This window comes from Streptococcus sp. ELY_125, from assembly GCF_058314535.1.
In genome coordinates this window covers 65,557-84,058 of the sequence record NZ_JBZFUM010000004.1, presented here as the reverse complement: position 1 = coordinate 84,058, position 18,502 = coordinate 65,557, and the positions used below count along the sequence as shown (strand labels likewise).

Genomic DNA, 18,502 nt, shown 5'->3' with positions numbered 1-18,502 from the left:
CTTAATCATAGTAAATCAGCTCAATGTCAGATAGATCCCGCTTGTTTTCCACGTTCTCTCGTATTTTGAATTCTTTAGAAGAGTAATTAGAAGTTGTTATCTCTTCACCTAATTTATCTTCTGTAAATGAAATTTTGTACTTATTATTTACTTTTATAGTAATACTCCAAAAGCCTGCCATCTCAATTTTCTGAAATTCTGTTACCTCTATCGTCTTGATATCATCACCATTTGTTAATTCATAATGGTCAATAAGATAGTTAGCTATCCTGTCCTGCTCACTTTTATACCTTGGCTCATCTTTGCCTGTAAAGGGATTAATCATTATTATGCCTCCTGCTACTAAACCTAAAACTGCTGCGATTCCTAATAAAATAGCTGCCTTCTTTTTTACTGTCATAAAACCTCCTTAGTATTATAATATAAGCTAAACCAGCTCCCTTTTAACTGGCTTGGATTAGATTATAATAATTAATTTGATCTCGTTCGACATGATTATCCTTCTCCACAGGCGCCACGGCCATAGCCTGCATGCTGTTGTCAGTGTTGTCTTCGACTTTGAGAACCTTGTATTTACCACCTGCTACAGTATTACCCTTTTTTACAGGATTAGCTACTTTGCCAGAATCAACGTCATAAACACGATCTGCAATTCTTTTGTAGTCTTTATCTGTTACCATTACTACCCCTCAAAATATATTATTTTAACACTATCTACACGATCACTCTTTAATTTTTCATCACTTTCTTTAAACTCCTTAGGAGAATAATTAGCAGTCTCAATTTCTTCCCCCAAGGAATTTTCTGAAAACGAAATATCATATTTCCCATTAATTGTTGTTGTTATTCGCCAAGTTCCCGTCATATCATTTTTTTGAAATTCAATAAACTCAATTTTTTTAATTGGTTCTCCATCAACTAATTCTATGTGTTCACCTATATACTGAACAATTCTATCCTGCTCTCCTTTATACTTTGGCTCATCTTTGCCCGTAAAGGGATTAATCATTATTATACCTCCTACTACTAAACCTAAAACTGCCGTGATTCCTAAGAAAATAACTGCCTTCTTTTTTACTGTCATAAAACCTCCTTAATAATTTAAACTAATCTAGGCTCAATATCAGATAGGCTCTACCATTAACCATCAATCTCATTTGCTAGCTCGTCAAGAATTTTTCCTAATTCTTCTGGAGTATAACCAGATGCATCAATTAGCTCTTGCCTTTCTTTCTGGACTTGGCACATATCTTCTTCTAACTTTTTGGCGAAGTCAGATAGTTCATGAACACTCTCTTGAGATAGTCGATGATGTTCTTTTACTTCCTCCCATGATTTATGTAACTCTTGAGCAAAGTCTAAATCTTGACGGCGTTTAGTTTCTGGCAAGAGGGCTAACGAGAATGTTCTGGTAAGTTCCAATATCCCCCGAGATAATTTTTCACTGTCATGGACTAGTTTTTCATTATTTCTAAGCTCAGCTTGATATTTTTCAATAATGGTTTCCCGTTTTAGTAAGGCAAGGAACTTGTTTTTGAACTCTATTGCCCTTTTGTCTAACATAGACTACACCTCCCTTCGTGCCATTGTAACATATTCCTATACATACTGTTTTATGGGCAGCAACTGATTTTGATTTTTGAGCATAAACCAGCAATTATGGCATAAAAAATGAGTATCCAATCGTGTCAGATACTCATTTTCAGCACTAGCTTTTTGAAGACTTTTGATACATAAAAAGAACTTCTAGAAGTTAATTGTTGTCTGCCATACTTATTGAAAGACATTTACGGTGTCTTGTAGAGACGCTGTGCCCTATTCACAGTTTAAATAAGTTTCTGATAGATTATTCTATTTGTATTATCGAAAATCGATTGTTTTAATCATATCACGCAGTAGGGAAAATGTAAATGCTGATTTATCCTTTTTCCCTAGGCTCCCAGTCTAATCTATGACCAGCTAGGAAGCTTGTTTTGAAATTCTCTATGGGATGAAAATAGGCCTTGCCAAATTCATCAATCAAGCCATGAAATTCTTGGGCGTCCTGATAAGTGAAGGGGCCTGGAAGCTGAGATAGCTGGCGGTTCAAACTTTGATAGGTGGTCAATCCCTCAACACCTAAAAGCCCAAAGAGCGTGCGAGCATACTTGTCCGCTACGAATTGCGGCTGGTCGAAAATATAAGTCAGCAGCACATCAGCCGTCTCAGGTCCGACACCATGCAGCTTAAGCAGGGTATCGCGCAAACTTTCGCCATACTGCGCCACAGTAGCCTTGGGATCCTGATCATGAGCTAGGTACCACTGGGTCAGCGTTTGGATGGCCTTGCTTTTATTCTTCATAAAACCGGCTGGGCGAACCAGTTCCTCCAAATCTTCCAGCGGCAGCTGCTGAATACGGTGGAAATCGTAATCGGTCTGGGCTCTAATCAGCTGTGACGCACGAACAGCATTGCGCTCAGTTGTATTTTGAATCAAAATAGCTTCAATAATAATTTGCTGCTTACTGTCAGCCGGCCACCAACCAGTCGGCCCCATGTGAGCCAGCATCTTTTGATAGAGATCGTATAGGGTTAACTCCATACTACTTACAAAGCCCCGACAACCTTGTGAGGGAGATATTTTTCTTCCAGATAATCCATATCTTCCTGAGTCAAGTGAAGGTCAAAAGCTCCCATAAAGTCATCCAGATATTTTTCCTTGGTGACACCGACAATTGGAGAGTGGACGCCTTTTTGCCATAACCACGCTAAGGCAATCTGCGTGCGGGTGACACCGTATTTGTCAGCAAGTTCAGCGACCCGGTTAACAATCGCCATGTCCTGCTCCTCGGTACTGTCGTATTTGCTTTGGGCTGTTGTATCCGTCTTACTGCGGGCTGTATCAGCTGTCCAATCGCGCACGACACGACCCGATGCCAAAGGACTGTAGGGCGCTAAACCAACACCTGTCTCCTGACAGAAAGGCAGCATTTCGCGCTCATCTTCACGATAGAGGAGATTATAATGATTTTGCATGACGGAAAATTTAGTCCAGCCGTTCTTTTCAGCAACATATTGCGCTTTCTGGAACTGCCAAGCATACATGGCTGAAGCTCCCAGATAACGAACCTTACCGCTGCCTACCAAATCGTTCAGAGCTGACATGGTCTCTTCAATTGGCGTATGATAATCCCAGCGATGAATATAGAGAATATCAATGTAATCAGTCCCCAGCCGCTTAAGGCTGCGCTCAACCTGATGGAAAATAGCCTTGCGTGAAAGCCCGTGGTTGTTGGGCTTACTTTCACCATTAGGCAAATCACTGAAGAAGCATTTGGTCGCAATCACCACATCTTCACGGTTGGCAAAATCACGAAGAGCTCGGCCGAGATACTCTTCACTGCTGCCAGCCGCATAAACATTAGCCGTATCAAAGAAATTGATTCCTAAATCCAAGGCTTTCTTAATGATGACACGGCTCTTGTCCTCATCGAGAAGCCAGCCTGAGTGAAATCCCAGCGTGGCATCTCCAAAACTCATACAGCCTAAGCAGAGCTTAGAAACTTCCAAACCTGTTGCTCCTAATTTCACATATTCCATGATGCTACCTCCTGTAGAAATTTCACCTTTATTCTATACCTTGAAGTCCACTATAAGTCAAGTTAAAACTTAAAAAACAAACAAATTATTTAATGCAGGATTCAGGCAGTTCCAGTCTTAACAGCAAGAAAAGTAAAAGAGAGTGGGATCAACCTAAAAATAACAAAAACACTGGTCAGCAAAATTTTATTTTTAACTGCTGTCCTGAAGGGCTGAGACAAAAGTCCTGTCGCCATAGATTATTTGAGATATAACAGTTTGACACAGTAGTTGGAAGTGAAGCTTGTTGGCTAGGTTAGCTTAGTCTTGCCATTGCACATTGGGCTAAGAGATTATTCCAAATTAGAAATACTGGATGAGTTTTTGCTCAACTTCTATCTGACACTCATGATAGAAGTTATCCAATCGAGCCTTCCATTTCAAAAGAAATCAATCGGTTCAGTTCAACTGCGTATTCCATCGGTAATTCCTTAGCGAAGGGTTCGATGAAGCCCATGACGATTTTTTCAGTCGCTTCCTGCTCCGTGAGTCCCCGGCTCATCAGGTAAAAGAGCTGTTCCTCAGAAATTTTAGAAACCTTGGCTTCGTGCTCTAAAGAAACAGATGAATTGTGGATCTCATTAAATGGTACTGTATCTGAAGATGACAAATCATCCATTAGAATCGTATCACATTCTATGTGGCTGAGAGACTGGCTAGCATTTTCCTTAAAGGTCACCTGACCACGGTAGTCCACCTTTCCGCCTCCCTTGGCCAGTGATTTGGAAATAATCGAAGATTTCGTATGGGGAGCATTGTGGATCATTTTAGCACCGGTGTCTTGGTCTTGTCCTTTATTGGCGAAGGCGATGGTCAGCATGGTTCCTGTTGCTCCTTGGCCGTCCAGATAGATAGCTGGATATTTCATGGTTGTTTTGGAACCAAGATTGCCATCGATCCACTCGACCGTTGCGTCTTTTTTAGCCGTCGCCCGCTTGGTCACTAGATTATAGACATTGTCCGACCAGTTCTGAATAGTGGTGTAACGAATGTGGGCGCCATCCAAGGCGAAAACTTCAACAACAGCGGCATGCAGACTATTGGTCGTGTAGCTCGGTGCCGTACAGCCCTCAACATAGTGCATGCTGGCTCCTTTATCAACAATAATCAATGTACGTTCAAATTGACCGGTATTTTCATTATTAATACGTAAGTAGAGCTGCAGGGGGACTTCCACATGAACTCCTTTGGGAATATAGATAAAGGTGCCCCCTGACCAAACAGCTGAGTTAAGAGCAGCCAGTTTATTATCAGTCGGCGGTACCAATTGACCAAAATATTGACGAAAAAGTTCAGGATACTCCTGCAGAGCCGAATCAATATCTGTGAAAATAATGCCTTGGGCTTCGAACTCCTTTTTCATATTGTGGTAGACCGCTTCGGACTCATACTGGGCAACGGTCCCCGCCAAATAGGATTGCTCTGCCTCGGGAACACCTAAACGCTCAAAGGTCTCCTTGACCTTATCCGGCACCTCATCCCAAGTCCTAGCCGGCGCATCGGAGACTTTTTGATAGTAGACAATATCATCAAAATTGACACCTGATAAATCCGGTCCCCATGAAGGCAGAGGCATCTCCTCAAAGGCCTTGAGAGCCTTCAGGCGAAAATCCAGCATCCAGTCCGGCTCCTGCTTCTTCTGCGAAATCTGCCGAACCACATCCTCATTCAGTCCCTTTCCTGTTGAAAAGACAGGATCCATATCCACGTGAAAATCATAGTCTTGCTGATCGACCTGAAAGTTATCTTGGCTATCTGTTGTCATTCAATCGCCACCTTTCTTGTTCTCCATTATAATATTTCTTCTGATAAAAATATAGCTTCTGGTCTAAAAAATTAGATTTATCCAAGAGGCTCTAGTTCTCTCGGTCAAATCGCTTGCAATTAATTCTGCAGCCCCCTATAATAAAACAGAAATCAATAGATAAGAAGCGAGGAATATGATTTATGTCAGTAATGACGATAATTTTAGCAAGCCTCGTTGCTCTGGAATTTTTCTATATCATGTATTTAGAAACCTTTGCAACGACATCTGCCAGCACATCACGGGTTTTTGGCATGACTCGAGAGGAACTGTCAGCACCATCCTTAAAGACCCTTTTTAAAAACCAAGGTGTCTATAATGGTTTGATTGGGGTTGGCATTCTTTATGCCCTCATCTGGAATCCAAGCATGCTGTTGCCCATCATGATTTATATCGTACTGGTAGCAGCTTACGGTGCAGCCACGTCTAATCCTAAAATCCTCCTGACCCAAGGTGGTCTAGCCATCTTGACTATTATTACTGCAATATTTTTAGGATAAACTAACTATAAAAACTAGGCTTAAGGTCGATTCTAAAACAGTCTGATAAGAATAGTCAGCTTTTTAGTTCATCTACGTTACAGTCTAGTTTTTTTATTTATTGGGACGGGCGTCCCTAAACGTTTTTCAGCACCTCATTTGAGAGTGCGTAGACGTTTGGAAGACCGTTTTTTTTTTTGCGGCCATGGATTCATAAAATAAGAGGTTGAGACAAAAGCAGGACTTTTGTTTCAACCTCTTATGTAGGAAAGATAACGGTAAAGGTGATGGTGTCCCCTTTGTAGCTGGCAAAAATACGTCCTTTAAAAAGCTTAACTACGCTTTCTGCCATGGACAGTCCAATTCCAAATCCCGATTTTTTCTTGTTGCTATGAGATTCTTCTTCTCGATAAAAACGCTCAAAGAACTTGCTGTAATCAGTACCCTGTCCTTCTTTGTAGGTATTGGAGACTTGCAGTCTGGCTCGTTTGCGGGTGCGCCCTACCTGACTGAGGCTGACGCTGACCTTACCGCCTGCATCACAGTACTTATTAGCATTATCAACTAGGATGGTTACCAATTCAAAAATTGATTTCTCTTCTGCCTTAATGTGAATATCAGGCGATATAGCCATGACAAATTCTTTACCATCTCTAACCACTGGTCCTTTAAAATCCTCGGCAGCATCTTCTGCGACTGCCGAAAAATCGACATCAGATAGGGTTATATCGGGCTGCTCTTCCAGCCTAGCCATAGCCACCATTGAATTAATGAGGTTGCCCAAGCGACTGACCTGATCCTTGGTGGAAAGTGACCACTCAGTCTCACCGGTCATGAGCTCCTGTAGTTCCGTATTGGCCTGAATAATAGCTAAGGGAGTCTTAAGCTCATGCCCCGCATTGGTAACAAAGCGTCTCTGCTTCTCCATATTTCTGACAAAGGGGCGAATAATCCGACCTGAAAAGAGGGAAAAGATAGTGAGAAAAAGGACAAAACTGACAAGAGACATAAGAGAAGTCAGATGAGTCAGCCGTTTAGTGGAGGCGTAGAATTGGCTGCTATCTAAAACGACAATCAAGGTTTTCCCACCTTCTATCGGCGTTCGCTGATAAGAAAATTCAACATCATTGACTGTTAATGTGCCCTTATCTTTTTTAGAGTTCAATACAGTTTTAATAATACTAGCGACATCATCCGTTTTGACCGATTGAATATTATCAATCGAGGCGGATAACAATTTTCGATCTTTATCTAGAGTCAGGCTGAAATAACGGTACTGGTAGAGGGCATCAGGAGACGTAATTCCCAAGCGATCCGAGGTCTTATCATTATAAGTCAGCTCACCGTCATTGTTAGCTAAAAGCTGCAAGACACTGTCAATCTGTTGACGGGCTGTCAAATAATAAGCCGAAGTGAGCACATTAGAAAAGATAAAGAGTGCCAAAGCGAGCGCTGCCGCGGCAATCAAAATAATTCGAAAGCGCAACCGTCTAAACATAAACATCACCTGCCTTCTGTTAATTCAAAACCGCCTTCTGGCTCACCAAGAATCTCCAAATCGGCCTTGATGGCCTTGAGTTTCTGCCGCAGATAGGAGATATAGACATAGACATAGTCCTCTGTCACTTGATCGGCATCATCCTTACCCCAGACCTGCTGAAAAATCTCCTGAATAGATAGGCGCTTGCCAACATTTAGCATGAGAAATTCCATCAATTTTGCTTCCTTACTGGCTAAGCGAACCGAATTAGCCGCCGTCAGCTCCTGCTCTGCAATATTGAGGGTGACAGATCCAACCTCCAGCACCTTAGCCGTATAGGTATCGAGACGGCGCTCCATTGAGCGTAAACGTGCCAGCAATTCCTTTAGAGAGATTGGTTTCGTCAGATATTCATCAGCCCCTGCGTCCAAGCCAGTTACTCGGTCATTGATTTCAGACATAGCTGTCAGCATGATGACGGGGGTACGATTGCCTGATTCCCGCATCTCCTTCAAAGCTTCTAGACCTGTTTTTACCGGCATCATGATGTCCAAGACCATCACATCGTAAGCCTTCTCGCGTGCCAAATTGACAGCTATTTGACCATTTGTCGCATGATCAACCTGATAGCCTTGGTGCTCCAAAGCTGCTTGATATACGCGAGCAAGTTGTTCTTCGTCCTCTGCTAATAAAATATGCATAGGCATTTAGTCACCACTTTCTTGAATCAAATTACGGATAGTCTGCATGGTTAAATCACAAGAAGCTAATTCATCAGCACAGCGTTTAAGTTCTCGCGTGATCATCTCCGGATTTTTAATATCGCGCTTATACTTCATCTGGTGTTCCAGACTAGCCCAAGAATCTTGAGCGATAGTCCGCAGCTGGATTTCTGCAAAATAATGCCCCCTGCTATTTCCATCTACATCCGGAAAGTCTGTTTCGATATCTAATATCAAATGATAGGAGCGATACCCATTAGGCTTAGCATTAAAAATGTAGTCCTTCTCATTGTAAACACTAACTCCCGGTAGATTCTTGAGCACCTCCACCGTTTTGTAAATATCGTCAACAAAGCCGCAAACTACCCGAATACCAATACTGTCTCGGATAGCTCTGAGAGCAGATTGCGGTTGAAGCGGAAGCTTTTTTCGGCGACATTTTTCAACCATGCTGTCCTCATCCTTAACGCGAGCAAGCAGGTGTTCATAAAGCTTAAAGCCAGTTGCTGCCTTCTGTTTTTTATTAGCAAGCTCAATACTATCTGTTAGAAGCTTTAAAATCTGCGGTAGGTAGTCGGCATAGTCACCATAGATACTTGACATAAGAATTTCCTTTTAAATAATAATAGAATGCACTTATTATAGCACACTTGCAAGCATAATTTGCTATTGAAAAAACCGCTTCAGCGAAACGGTTTTAACCACTCGAACCCATAAACGTAAGTGCCCCTTCTTAGGAGTTAGAGAACCAATCCAGTCTAAAAATAGTGTTATTGCTCCAAGGTCTAAAAAGTCAGGGATGCACCAAGCCATGCTCTGTCTAATAAGCTAGTTATTCTACTCACTCCCACAGACTCGGGACTAAAAACTAAATTCACAGAAAAAACGACCTTCTTCTGCCTTTTAAGCAGCTGCTTGTCCTTCCTTCAAAATTTCTTCAATCAGGTAAAGAATAAGACTGACTAGTAAGCTGAGGGCAACCGTCAGCAGGATCCCCCAAGCCAATTCGGGCAGACTCCTTGTGCGTAGACCATCAAAAAGAACAGTGCCTAGTCCACCAGCATTTACGGTTGAGGCAATAGTCGCAATAGCTATGATAGAGGTCGCAGCAAGGCGGATACCGGCGATAATGGCTGGTAAGGCCAAGGGCAACCGAATTTTAACTAACACCTGAACAGGTGTCATTCCCATACCAACCGCTGCTTCTATCACACTGGCATCTACCTGAACCAGTCCTTCAAGAAAGGTTCTCACCATAGTATACTGGGCATAAACAACCAGAGTAATCACAGCTGTCGCGGTTCCTAACCCTGTCCAAGGAATAAGGAGGGCAAAGAGAGCAAAACTGGGCACGGCGTACAGCAGCGACAAAATATAGACAGAAGGCTGGCGCAGTCTAGGTACCAAAAGCAAAATAACAGTAATGATACTAGACACTAGCAGAGCCAATAAAAGCGAGATACCTGCCAGCACAATATGCTCAATCGTTGCTGTAATTAGCTGATTCGACGCCGTTTGAAAATACTCAATCATTAGCAATACTCCATAAAGATTCTTGGGCACGTGCAGTCTCAACTAACTTGCGGACAAAGTCCCCCTGCGGCTCTCTGATAATCTGTTTAGGACTGGCAAACTGACAAACTTTCCCCTGATCCATGATTAAAACACGATTGCCTAATTTAAATGCCTCTGTAATATCGTGAGTGATAAAAATAAAGGTCTTATCTCCCAGTTGCTGATGGAGCTCTACAAGCTGTTCCTGCAAATCTGTACGCGTAATAGCATCAATGGCTCCAAAGGGCTCGTCAAATAGAATGACATTAGGATTCGATGCCAGAGCCCGAGCAACACCGACTCGCTGTTGCTGTCCACCTGAAAGTTCATGAGGGTAGCGCTTGCCATATTCAGCAGACGGTAGCTGGACCAGCTCTAGAAGGCGGTCTGTCTCCTCAGCTATTCGTTTCTTATCCCACTTGAGCAGTTTGGGAACCGTAGCAACATTATCAGTTACTGTCAGATGTGGAAAAAGGCCAATTTGCTGAACGACATAACCAATATGACGTCGGTGAGCGATGGGATCAAGCGACAGCAAATCCTTTCCTTCAAAAAACACCCGCCCCTTACTTGGTTCAATCAAGCGATTTATCATCTTCAGCGTCGTAGTCTTGCCAGAACCCGAGCTTCCGAGGATTGTGATAAATTCCCCTTTTTCAATGGTAAAAGTAACATCATCGACAACAGCCTTGTCGTTATATACCTTGCTGACATGATCAAATTGGATAATCTCTGCCATACTCTCCTCATTTCTTGTCTGTCAAAAATCTTTGCAAGAGGCCGAACGAAAATTCATCCAGTCCGCATGTTTTTGAATAAATTCTCAGTGCAGTAGGTGGCTGGCTTTCCTTTTGCCACAAGGTCAAAGCGGAAAGTTAAATGAATGCAATGAACGCTGTTCATCTTATCCCCAACCTCCAAAGATCCCAGCTTTTCCAGTCACTACCTGACAATCAGGAAGTGATGGGATCTAAAAATTTTTGAGGCTCTCCTTGCTTCTTGCACCTTCTTACTTAATAGTTTCATAGTAGTCTCTGGCCACTTTTTTATAATCTTCCTTATCAACATCAACCTTAGCGTTGAGTTTTGTCACCGTTTTAGTGGTCAAAGATTTAGTAACCTGATTCAGGATTCCTTTTACCTCAGGATATTTCTTAAGCGTTTCATCACGGATAACAGGGGCTAAATTATAAGGCGGCCAAAAGGCTTTATCGTCCTTCAAAAGCGTATACTTATCTGTATCAACCAGTTGCCCTTCTGTCGTATAGGCTGGCGTGACATCCGCTTTATTATTGGCCAGAATCTCATACTTCAAGCTATTATCATAGGTTTTTGACGATTTCCAATTAAAGCTACCATAAGTCTTTTCCAGCCCTGGCAAACCATCTTCACGCTGGTCAAATTCACCTTGACTAGCAAAACGGAGCTCCTGCGCATGTTTCTGTAAATCTGAAATCGTCTTAATATTTAATTTTTTTGCGGTTTCAGTCCGGATTACCAAACCTTGACTGTCATTAGCTTGAGCATAGTCCAGCCAAGTCAATTTGAATTTTTTTTCATAGTCTGTTTTTACCGTTTTATAAACAGCTTTGGGATCTGTCTGCATATTTTCTCCTAGGACAGATAGGAGCCCTGTTCCTGTGTACTCGGGATAAACATCAATCTCATCATTTTTTAAAGAATTATGAATGAGAGAACTTCCGATATTGGCCTTGCGGTCAACCTTATAGCCGTGGTCTTCTAAGGCTAAAGAATAAACTTCTGCCACGACAAGGTTTTCAGTGAAATCCTTAGAACCAAAACGAATCGTTCCCTTACTACCTGCGCCATTTGACATCTTTAAACCTGCAGCAAAGAATCCGCCAACAAGCAACACCAAGAGTGCTAAGATAGTGCCTAATAATATTTTTTTATTTTTCATTTGACATTACTCCATTTAATTCCTAAATCCAAAACCAGCATGCTGAAAAAGGATAAAATCGCTACCGAACCACCGCCGATAATCAACAAGTCATACCTAAAGAGCTGGAGTCCGGAAAAAATAAGATTTCCTAAACCGCCAGCACCGATATAAGCAGCCAGTGTAGCGCTGGCAATAATTTCAACCAAGGAGAGCTTAATCCCATTGAGAATATAAGGCAGGGCTAGAGGAAGGCTCACTTGAAGCATCAACTGAGACTGGGTCATACCAAGACCAATCCCAGTCTCCAGCAAATCATCTGAAACCTGTTCAAAGCCAACAACCGTATTAACCAAGATTGGCGGCAGACCCAAAAAGATCAATGCTATCAGGGCTGGTACTGTCCCAACTCCAACCAAAGGAATGAGGATAAAAAGTACACCGAGACTAGGGATAACCCTCAAAGCCTGACTGGCCCCCGTTATCAGCTGCTTGAGATGAGGCCTTCGATAAGCATAATAACCTAGACTAAAGCCCAAAAGCAGCGAAATAAAGAGCGCTGATAAACTCAGACTGATATGCTGCCAGACATAACCCCAATAGGCAGCGCTATGGGCCGTAAAATATTGACTAATTTTCTCAACCATTAGTGCACCTGATGACTTTCTATCAAGCTCTTAAATTTCTGCGAGAAGAGCCGAGTTGCCTCCAACAGCGTTTCTTGCTGCTGCTGACTGAGAGCAGACATCGCCTGCTCTTCGTAACCATAAAAAGGAGCAACGATCGCTTGGAACTCACGCTGACCATCTGCTGTCAGCATGACTAGTTTTTTACGCTTATCAACTAGACTAGGTTCTAAGCGGAGCCAGCCTTTTTGGCGATAGGTCTTAACGATGGCTTGAATAACCTGCTTGGTTGAAAAAGTCCGTTTGGCTAAACTCTCCTGCGTCATCCCCTTGGAACGATTGTAAATCCACATCAAAACCAAAAAAGATTTGCTGGTCATGCCGTGTTGACGGGCATAACTTTCAATGAGCGAAAACTGCTCATCCCGCAAAATAGCATATTGCTGCGCCTTAGTTAGCGTCATTTCTCATCCCTCACTCTTCAAATTTTAGAAAGTAAAAATATTTTACTATTACAGTTTAACATATTCTTTCTGTGAGTCAACTAATTAACACCCCCCTCTTAGTCAAAAACTCAGAGGTTAGGTTACTACTCTAGCAAGTATTTATTGCAAATCAATTATCACTATATTGAGAACTATTAAGAATTCAAGTAATTATCACTACAAGCTGCTCCTGCCAGCTTTTCTAGATGAGCCTGCTGTCTTAATTTTAGATGAGGTCGATTTCAAAAGTCTATAAGCTGCCCTTACCTAGTTTGATTTTAATGTTTTGTGACTATAATTAATGGATAAAAATAAAAAATACAAAGCCTTCTTTGCCTCGAAAGCTAAGGCAGAGAAGACTCTGTGTTTGTCTGAGTATTTATTTTGTTCTGCTGCTCTTCAAACTCAAAGCTAATAGGAAACCGGCAATAGCAAGGCCTAATGTGAAATAAAAACCGTAATGAATCCCATTTGTAAAGGCAGCTGCATGATTGGAACCATGGTAATGAGATTGCCCCAATACCAAGAAACTCGTAGCTAATGCTGTAGCTATAGCACCGATAATTTGCTGCATCGTATTCATAATCGTTGAACCATCAGCCGATTCAGCCCCATGCAAACTGTTAAGAGCATGTGTTTGCGAAGGAGACATAGCTAAGGGACAGCCAATCATTAAAACAATATGGGCAGCAATAACATAAGTGACCGATGATGCTGGAGTAACAAGAATCAGCATAACAGCCCCTATAATAGCGATGATAAATCCTAACCGAGCCGGCATCGGTGCTCCCAAATTATCATAAAGGCGGCCTGATACAGCTGATACTAGAGCATTAACAAGGCCGCCAGGCAACATAATAACCCCTGTCATAGCAACAGGCAAACCCATACCATTTTGAATAAATTGCGGAAAGAGATACATAGCTGATAAGATAATAGCAAAATCCAACATAACCAGAACAGCCCCGATCCTAAAGGCTGGTTTGGTAAAAATTTTCAAATTAAGAATAGGATTTTGAAGATGCAGCTGACGGTAAGTATAAAATGTCAAAACAAGGATTCCAACTGCCAAAGCTCCCAGAACAATCGGTGAGCCCCAGCCTTGATCACTAGCAAAACTAACACCGAAAACCAAGGCGCCAAACCCCACAATACTGGATAAAACAGACAGAAAATCAACCTTAGGTTTCGTCAACTCTGCCACATTTTTTAGAAAAACTAGGGCAAAGATTAAGGCGACTGCCAGAATAAGGGCAAAAGACCAAAAAATATAGCGCCATGACAGTTTTGCCAGCAAAAGTCCTGTTAAAGTCGGACCAATAGCAGGAGCAAACATGATAACCAGCGCATTAACTCCCATAGCTGCTCCTAGCTTTTGCATAGGAAAAATCTTCATGGCTACAGTAAACATTAGGGGTAGAATGAGACCAGTTCCGATCCCTTGAATCATTCGACCTGCCAATACAAGACTAAAATTGCTTCCCAAGGCCGAAACAACAGCACCGCAGATAAAAGCCAGAATAGCAAAGATAACTGTCTGCCGGGTCGTAAACCATTTTGAAATCAAGCTGGATAAAGGCAAAACGATACCAATAACCAGCATGTAACCCGTTACCAGCCACTGCAAGGATGACGCTCCTACATTTAAGGCGACTTCCAATTTAGGCAGGGCAATATTTAGTGATGTTTCAGAAAGCATCCCCACAAAGGCTCCGATTAACATACTTGTCATAGCTAACCAAGGATGAGCAACATGAACCGAAGCTCGCGCAGTGTTTTCTTGCTTGTGTTCTTCCACAATAATTCTCCTCTCAGTAAACAACAGCTAATTCTGAAGCTAAATAAAAAGAGCCTTTCAAAACAAGAAGGAGACAAAACTTGCGAACAAGCAAGGCTTGTTTCAACTCCCACTTCGAAAAAACTCATTTTTCTGCAATATAAATGCTGTTTTTTTTGTATGATTATAGATCCCCTAGTCAAAAAAAAATCAAAATCAGGCCGGGCAACCAGGCAACAAAGCATCCCAGTAACTATGGGCAGCCTGCTGCAGGCGATCCACCTAGCTGCCGTACTAGTTGTCAAAGTCAGCAACCTGCCTTTGTAATTTCCAAAGAGTATCGACTCAGCGATCCATGGCTTATCTTATCAAATTAAAAATTTTTTTGTAAGTCTTTTCTCAAAAAAAGAAAAACAATTTCTGAAAATCACAGGAAAGCGATCTATAAAAGAGCCCTCCTTTCGGAAGGCCCTTTTACAGTTTTAGGCTGAAGCGAACTGTGAATTGTAAAGGTCGGCATAAAAGCCACCTTGAGTCATGAGCTCATCATGATTACCCTGTTCGATAATATTACCTTCTTTCATTACCAGAATCAGATCGGCATTGCGAATAGTAGATAAGCGGTGAGCGATGATGAAGGATGTCCGTCCTTCCATCAGTTTGTCCATAGCCTGTTGAATCAACTCCTCTGTCCGAGTATCAACCGATGAGGTTGCTTCGTCTAAAATCAGGAGCGGTGAGTCCTTGAGCAAGGCCCGAGCGATAGTCATGAGCTGCTTCTGACCGACAGACAGGGTAACCGAGTCATCCAGAACAGTATCATAGCCCTGCGGCAGGGTTTTAATATAGTGATGGACACCGACTGCCTTGGCAGCAGCAATAACCTGGTCATCTGTTATATGATCTTGGTTATAAATCAAATTCTCTTTAACGGTTCCCTCAAAGAGCCAAGTATCTTGAAGCACCATTGAGAAGGCATCGTGAACTTCAGAGCGTTTCATATCGTGGATATTAACACCGTCGATGGAAATGCGTCCTTTATTGATTTCATAAAAACGCATCAGCAAGTTCACAATAGTCGTTTTACCAGCACCAGTTGGACCGACAATAGCAATCTTTTGGCCAGATTTAGCATGAGCAGAAAAATCATGGATAATGGTTTTATCCTCATTGTAACCAAAGAAGACATTCTCAAAAGCTACATCCCCCTTAACAGTTTGCAATTGGCGGCTCTTGCTTCCTTCTTCTTCCATTTCCTCTTCATCTAAGAATTCAAAAACACGCCCCATTGCAGCATTAGCCGACTGGAGTTGGGTAATCCCCTGCGCAATCTGAGAAATAGGCTGGGTAAAGATGCGAACATAGGTCATAAAGGCCACGATCGTCCCCATGGTAATATCACCATTGATTGCCATCCGTGCCCCAACGATACAGACCATAACATATCCAAAGTTCCCGACAAACTGCATCATGGGCATCATGATGCCTGAGAAAAATTGAGATTTCCACATACTGGAAAAGAGCTTCTTATTGAGGACTTCAAACTGTTCCTTACTTTCCTGCCGAGCGTTATAGCTGGTGACAACATTGTGTCCTGAGTAGATCTCTTCCACATAGCCGCTGACGTCAGCGAGATTCTTTTGCTGACGTTTAAATAGGGGTTGACTTTTAGCTATGATAAGAGCTGTCACAGAAAAGCCCCCAAAAACCGATAAAATCGCTGTTGCTGCCATAGTACCATTAGTCCTGATCATCATAAAGATGGAACCCAGCAGTAAAATAACCGCCGATACCATGGAAACCAAGCTTTGGTTGAAGGACTGGGTCAGCAAGTCCACATCATTAGTCACTCGTGATAGGGTATCGCCTTGGGAGTGGCTGTCAAAATAACTCAAGGGAATTTTATTAATCTTATCAGCGATAGCATCGCGCAGACGCTGTGAAAATCGCTGGATAATAGTCGAAACGATAAAGCTGGCTGCGTAAGACACCAAAGCGCCACCGGCATAAAGTAAGGCCAGCGTCAAGGCGATATGACCAATCTTATCCAGATCAATTTCGCCTGTCAGCCCTTTGGTCATGGTATCTGTCATCTCCTTGAGACGGTCAGGACCAATAACGGTAATTGTGCTGGATACAGCCGTAAAGATAACCGCTAATCCAAATACTGCCCGATACCCCTTCAGATAAGGAGTCATTTGGCTGAATAAAGATTTAGATTTCTTTTTATTTTCCATTTTCTAACTCCTCCTTAGATAATTGTGAATAGGCAATTTCTTGATAAACAGGATTATTGGCTAAAAGCTCTTTATGGGTACCCTGCCCAACGACTCGCCCTTCATCCAGAACCAAGATCTGGTCAGCATCCATAATAGTCGAAATCCGTTGGGCAACAATCAATTTAGTCAAATCTCTAGTCTTATCATTAAGTTCTTGGCGCAGAATCCGATCGGTCTTATAGTCCAAAGCCGAGAAGGAATCATCGAAAATCAGGATTTCCGGTTTACGGGCCAAGGCACGGGCAATAGCCAGACGTTGCTTCTGACCGCCAGAGAAATTGGTTCCGCCTTGGGCAACTTCTGTATCCAGTCCCTTTTCCTTACTTTCAACGAAATCCTTGGCTTGAGCTAGTTCCAAGGCTTCCCAGATATCATCGTCTGACAGCTGACCTTGGGCACTTTCACCCATGGCAATATTAGAACGAATAGTTCCGCTAAAGAGGACGGCTGTCTGTGGAATATAGCCCACCTTGTTATTAAGATCATCATGGTTATAGTCATCGACCTTGACCCCATCCACTTTAATCCAGCCTTCTGTCGCATCATAGAAACGCGGAATTAGGTTAACCAGAGTTGATTTCCCCGAACCAGTAGAACCGATAAAGGCAACAGTCTGTCCCTTTTCAGCTGTAAAGGAAACATGTTCAATAACAGCAGCAGAATTTTTACTGTAGCGGAAAGAGACATCATGCACTTCCACTCGTCCCTTGCTGCCATCATCAGCCTTGGAATCTTTTTTGAAGATAACCGATGGCTTCAAGGCTAAAACTTCGTTGATCCGCTTAGCAGAAACTAGAGCCCGCGGCAGAATAATAAAGATAGCCACCATCATCATAAAACCAATAACAACTTGCATAGCATAAGATGAAAAGACCACCATATCACTAAAGATGGAGACACGATCCTTGAGCGCGTGTGCAGCTGCTGCTACCATCTTCATTACTTGAGGGCTCGTTTTATCCACTGCCGGAATCTTGATATCATTAAGCAAGTTGGCACCGATCCAATAAATAGCCAGAGTCAAACCGCTGGAAACGGCAGTCATAACAGGATTCATCAAGGACATCAGACGAAAAACAAAGAGATTAAGCTTGGTCAGATTGGCATTTTCTTCTCGGAACTTCTCATCCTGATAGCTTTCCGCATTATAGGCCCGAACCACACGCACACCCGTTAAGGATTCACGAATAGTAGCATTGAGATCATCGGTCAAGCCCTGAACCTTGCGCTGCCGCGGAAAAGCGACAAACATCAAGACCGACAGCAAGATAAAGACAACCAAAACAGCTACACCGACAGCGCCAGTCCACTCATCGCTTTTGCCCCAAATTTTAGTCAGGGCCCAGACAGCCATAATTGGTCCGCGGGTTACCACCTGCATCCCCATAGTAACCATAATTTGCAGCTGTGTCAGGTCATTGGTCGTCCGAGTCAGCAAACTCGGCACAGAAAATTTCTTAATCTCAGCCTGAGAGTAGTCCGTCACCTGGTTGAAGATATCCGAGCGCAGCTGTGTCGTAAAGCTGGCAGCCGTTCGTGCTGCCAAAAAACCGACTAGAACAGCCATCAAAAAACTCCCAAATGAGAACATGAGCATCTTAGAACCAGGCTTCATGATATCTGATGTCGTCGTCCCTTTATCCTGCAGCAAGGTAGTGATTTTAGACATGTATTCTGGTGTCTTTAAATCCATCCAAACTGCTAGACAAATGAAGACCGTACTTAAGACAATCATGCCCCACTCTTTGGCACTTAATCGTTTAAAAATTTTAAACATG

Annotated in this window: 19 protein-coding genes and 1 riboswitch; of the genes, 1 reads left to right on the top strand and 18 read right to left on the bottom strand. The window is 42.6% G+C overall.

Translation table 11 applies throughout. The features are described from left to right. Window position 1: 1 nt before the first annotated feature. From AC4HAL_RS02975 to sufB, 7 genes are all read right to left on the bottom strand, one after another. Entirely contained in the window at window positions 2–400 is a 399-nt protein-coding gene (locus AC4HAL_RS02975; RefSeq protein ID WP_491092910.1) for a hypothetical protein, read from the bottom strand. Between the two features lie 43 nt (window positions 401–443). Further along, the gene (locus AC4HAL_RS02970) at window positions 444–680 is read right to left on the bottom strand and encodes a hypothetical protein (RefSeq protein ID WP_491092909.1); all 237 of its coding nucleotides are present in this window, start codon (window positions 678–680) and stop codon (window positions 444–446) included. A 2-nt stretch (window positions 681–682) separates the two neighbouring features. Further along, a complete protein-coding gene (locus AC4HAL_RS02965) occupies window positions 683–1,084 on the bottom strand; it encodes a hypothetical protein (RefSeq protein ID WP_491092908.1) in 402 nt (133 codons plus the stop codon). A gap of 56 nt (window positions 1,085–1,140) precedes the next feature. Continuing rightward, window positions 1,141–1,563 (bottom strand): hypothetical protein, encoded by a 423-nt coding sequence (locus AC4HAL_RS02960; RefSeq protein ID WP_491092907.1) that lies wholly within the window; start codon window positions 1,561–1,563, stop codon window positions 1,141–1,143. Between the two features lie 193 nt (window positions 1,564–1,756). Next, window positions 1,757–1,854, bottom strand: a riboswitch (purine riboswitch). Between the two features lie 64 nt (window positions 1,855–1,918). Further along, the gene (locus AC4HAL_RS02955) at window positions 1,919–2,581 is read right to left on the bottom strand and encodes an endonuclease III domain-containing protein (protein WP_491092906.1); all 663 of its coding nucleotides are present in this window, start codon (window positions 2,579–2,581) and stop codon (window positions 1,919–1,921) included. Window positions 2,582–2,586: 5 nt separating this feature from the next. Further along, window positions 2,587–3,579: an aldo/keto reductase gene (locus tag AC4HAL_RS02950; RefSeq protein ID WP_447451311.1), complete on the bottom strand. Its 993-nt coding sequence runs from the start codon at window positions 3,577–3,579 to the stop codon at window positions 2,587–2,589. A gap of 397 nt (window positions 3,580–3,976) precedes the next feature. After that, the gene (gene sufB, locus AC4HAL_RS02945) at window positions 3,977–5,383 is read right to left on the bottom strand and encodes a Fe-S cluster assembly protein SufB (protein WP_491092905.1); all 1,407 of its coding nucleotides are present in this window, start codon (window positions 5,381–5,383) and stop codon (window positions 3,977–3,979) included. Window positions 5,384–5,565: 182 nt separating this feature from the next. Here sufB and AC4HAL_RS02940 point away from each other — a divergent pair, with 182 nt between their 5' ends. After that, window positions 5,566–5,922 carry a DUF1304 domain-containing protein gene (locus AC4HAL_RS02940; RefSeq protein WP_447451309.1) on the top strand — a complete coding sequence of 119 codons (357 nt, stop codon included), beginning with the start codon at window positions 5,566–5,568 and terminating at the stop codon, window positions 5,920–5,922. 238 nt (window positions 5,923–6,160) lie between these two features. Here the strand turns inward: AC4HAL_RS02940 and AC4HAL_RS02935 are convergent, their stop codons facing one another. From AC4HAL_RS02935 to AC4HAL_RS02885, 11 genes are all read right to left on the bottom strand, one after another. Next, the gene (locus AC4HAL_RS02935; protein WP_447451308.1) at window positions 6,161–7,399 is read right to left on the bottom strand and encodes a sensor histidine kinase; all 1,239 of its coding nucleotides are present in this window, start codon (window positions 7,397–7,399) and stop codon (window positions 6,161–6,163) included. Window positions 7,400–7,404: 5 nt separating this feature from the next. Then, window positions 7,405–8,088 carry a response regulator transcription factor gene (locus AC4HAL_RS02930; RefSeq protein WP_491092904.1) on the bottom strand — a complete coding sequence of 228 codons (684 nt, stop codon included), beginning with the start codon at window positions 8,086–8,088 and terminating at the stop codon, window positions 7,405–7,407. Beyond that, the gene (locus AC4HAL_RS02925; protein WP_491092903.1) at window positions 8,089–8,706 is read right to left on the bottom strand and encodes a GTP pyrophosphokinase; all 618 of its coding nucleotides are present in this window, start codon (window positions 8,704–8,706) and stop codon (window positions 8,089–8,091) included. Between the two features lie 300 nt (window positions 8,707–9,006). Continuing rightward, entirely contained in the window at window positions 9,007–9,636 is a 630-nt protein-coding gene (locus tag AC4HAL_RS02920) for an ABC transporter permease (protein ID WP_491092902.1), read from the bottom strand. Next, complete coding sequence (locus AC4HAL_RS02915) at window positions 9,629–10,387, bottom strand: ABC transporter ATP-binding protein (RefSeq protein ID WP_491092972.1); 759 nt, start codon at window positions 10,385–10,387, stop codon at window positions 9,629–9,631. The genes AC4HAL_RS02920 and AC4HAL_RS02915 overlap by 8 nt, the downstream gene beginning before the upstream one ends. Window positions 10,388–10,666: 279 nt before the next feature. After that, window positions 10,667–11,578: a glycine betaine ABC transporter substrate-binding protein gene (locus AC4HAL_RS02910; protein WP_491092901.1), complete on the bottom strand. Its 912-nt coding sequence runs from the start codon at window positions 11,576–11,578 to the stop codon at window positions 10,667–10,669. Then, on the bottom strand, window positions 11,575–12,204 hold the full coding sequence (locus AC4HAL_RS02905) for an ABC transporter permease (protein ID WP_491092900.1): 630 nt from the start codon (window positions 12,202–12,204) through the stop codon (window positions 11,575–11,577). Before AC4HAL_RS02905 ends, AC4HAL_RS02910 begins: the two co-directional genes overlap by 4 nt. Further along, window positions 12,204–12,647: a MarR family winged helix-turn-helix transcriptional regulator gene (locus AC4HAL_RS02900; protein WP_491092899.1), complete on the bottom strand. Its 444-nt coding sequence runs from the start codon at window positions 12,645–12,647 to the stop codon at window positions 12,204–12,206. Before AC4HAL_RS02900 ends, AC4HAL_RS02905 begins: the two co-directional genes overlap by 1 nt. A gap of 400 nt (window positions 12,648–13,047) precedes the next feature. Then, complete coding sequence (locus AC4HAL_RS02895) at window positions 13,048–14,466, bottom strand: DHA2 family efflux MFS transporter permease subunit (protein WP_491092898.1); 1,419 nt, start codon at window positions 14,464–14,466, stop codon at window positions 13,048–13,050. 461 nt (window positions 14,467–14,927) lie between these two features. Further along, entirely contained in the window at window positions 14,928–16,682 is a 1,755-nt protein-coding gene (locus AC4HAL_RS02890; protein WP_491092897.1) for an ABC transporter ATP-binding protein, read from the bottom strand. Then, window positions 16,672–18,501, bottom strand: a complete 1,830-nt coding sequence (locus AC4HAL_RS02885) for an ABC transporter ATP-binding protein (protein ID WP_491092896.1) — start codon at window positions 18,499–18,501, stop codon at window positions 16,672–16,674. Before AC4HAL_RS02885 ends, AC4HAL_RS02890 begins: the two co-directional genes overlap by 11 nt. Between the last annotated feature and the right edge of the window lies 1 nt (window position 18,502).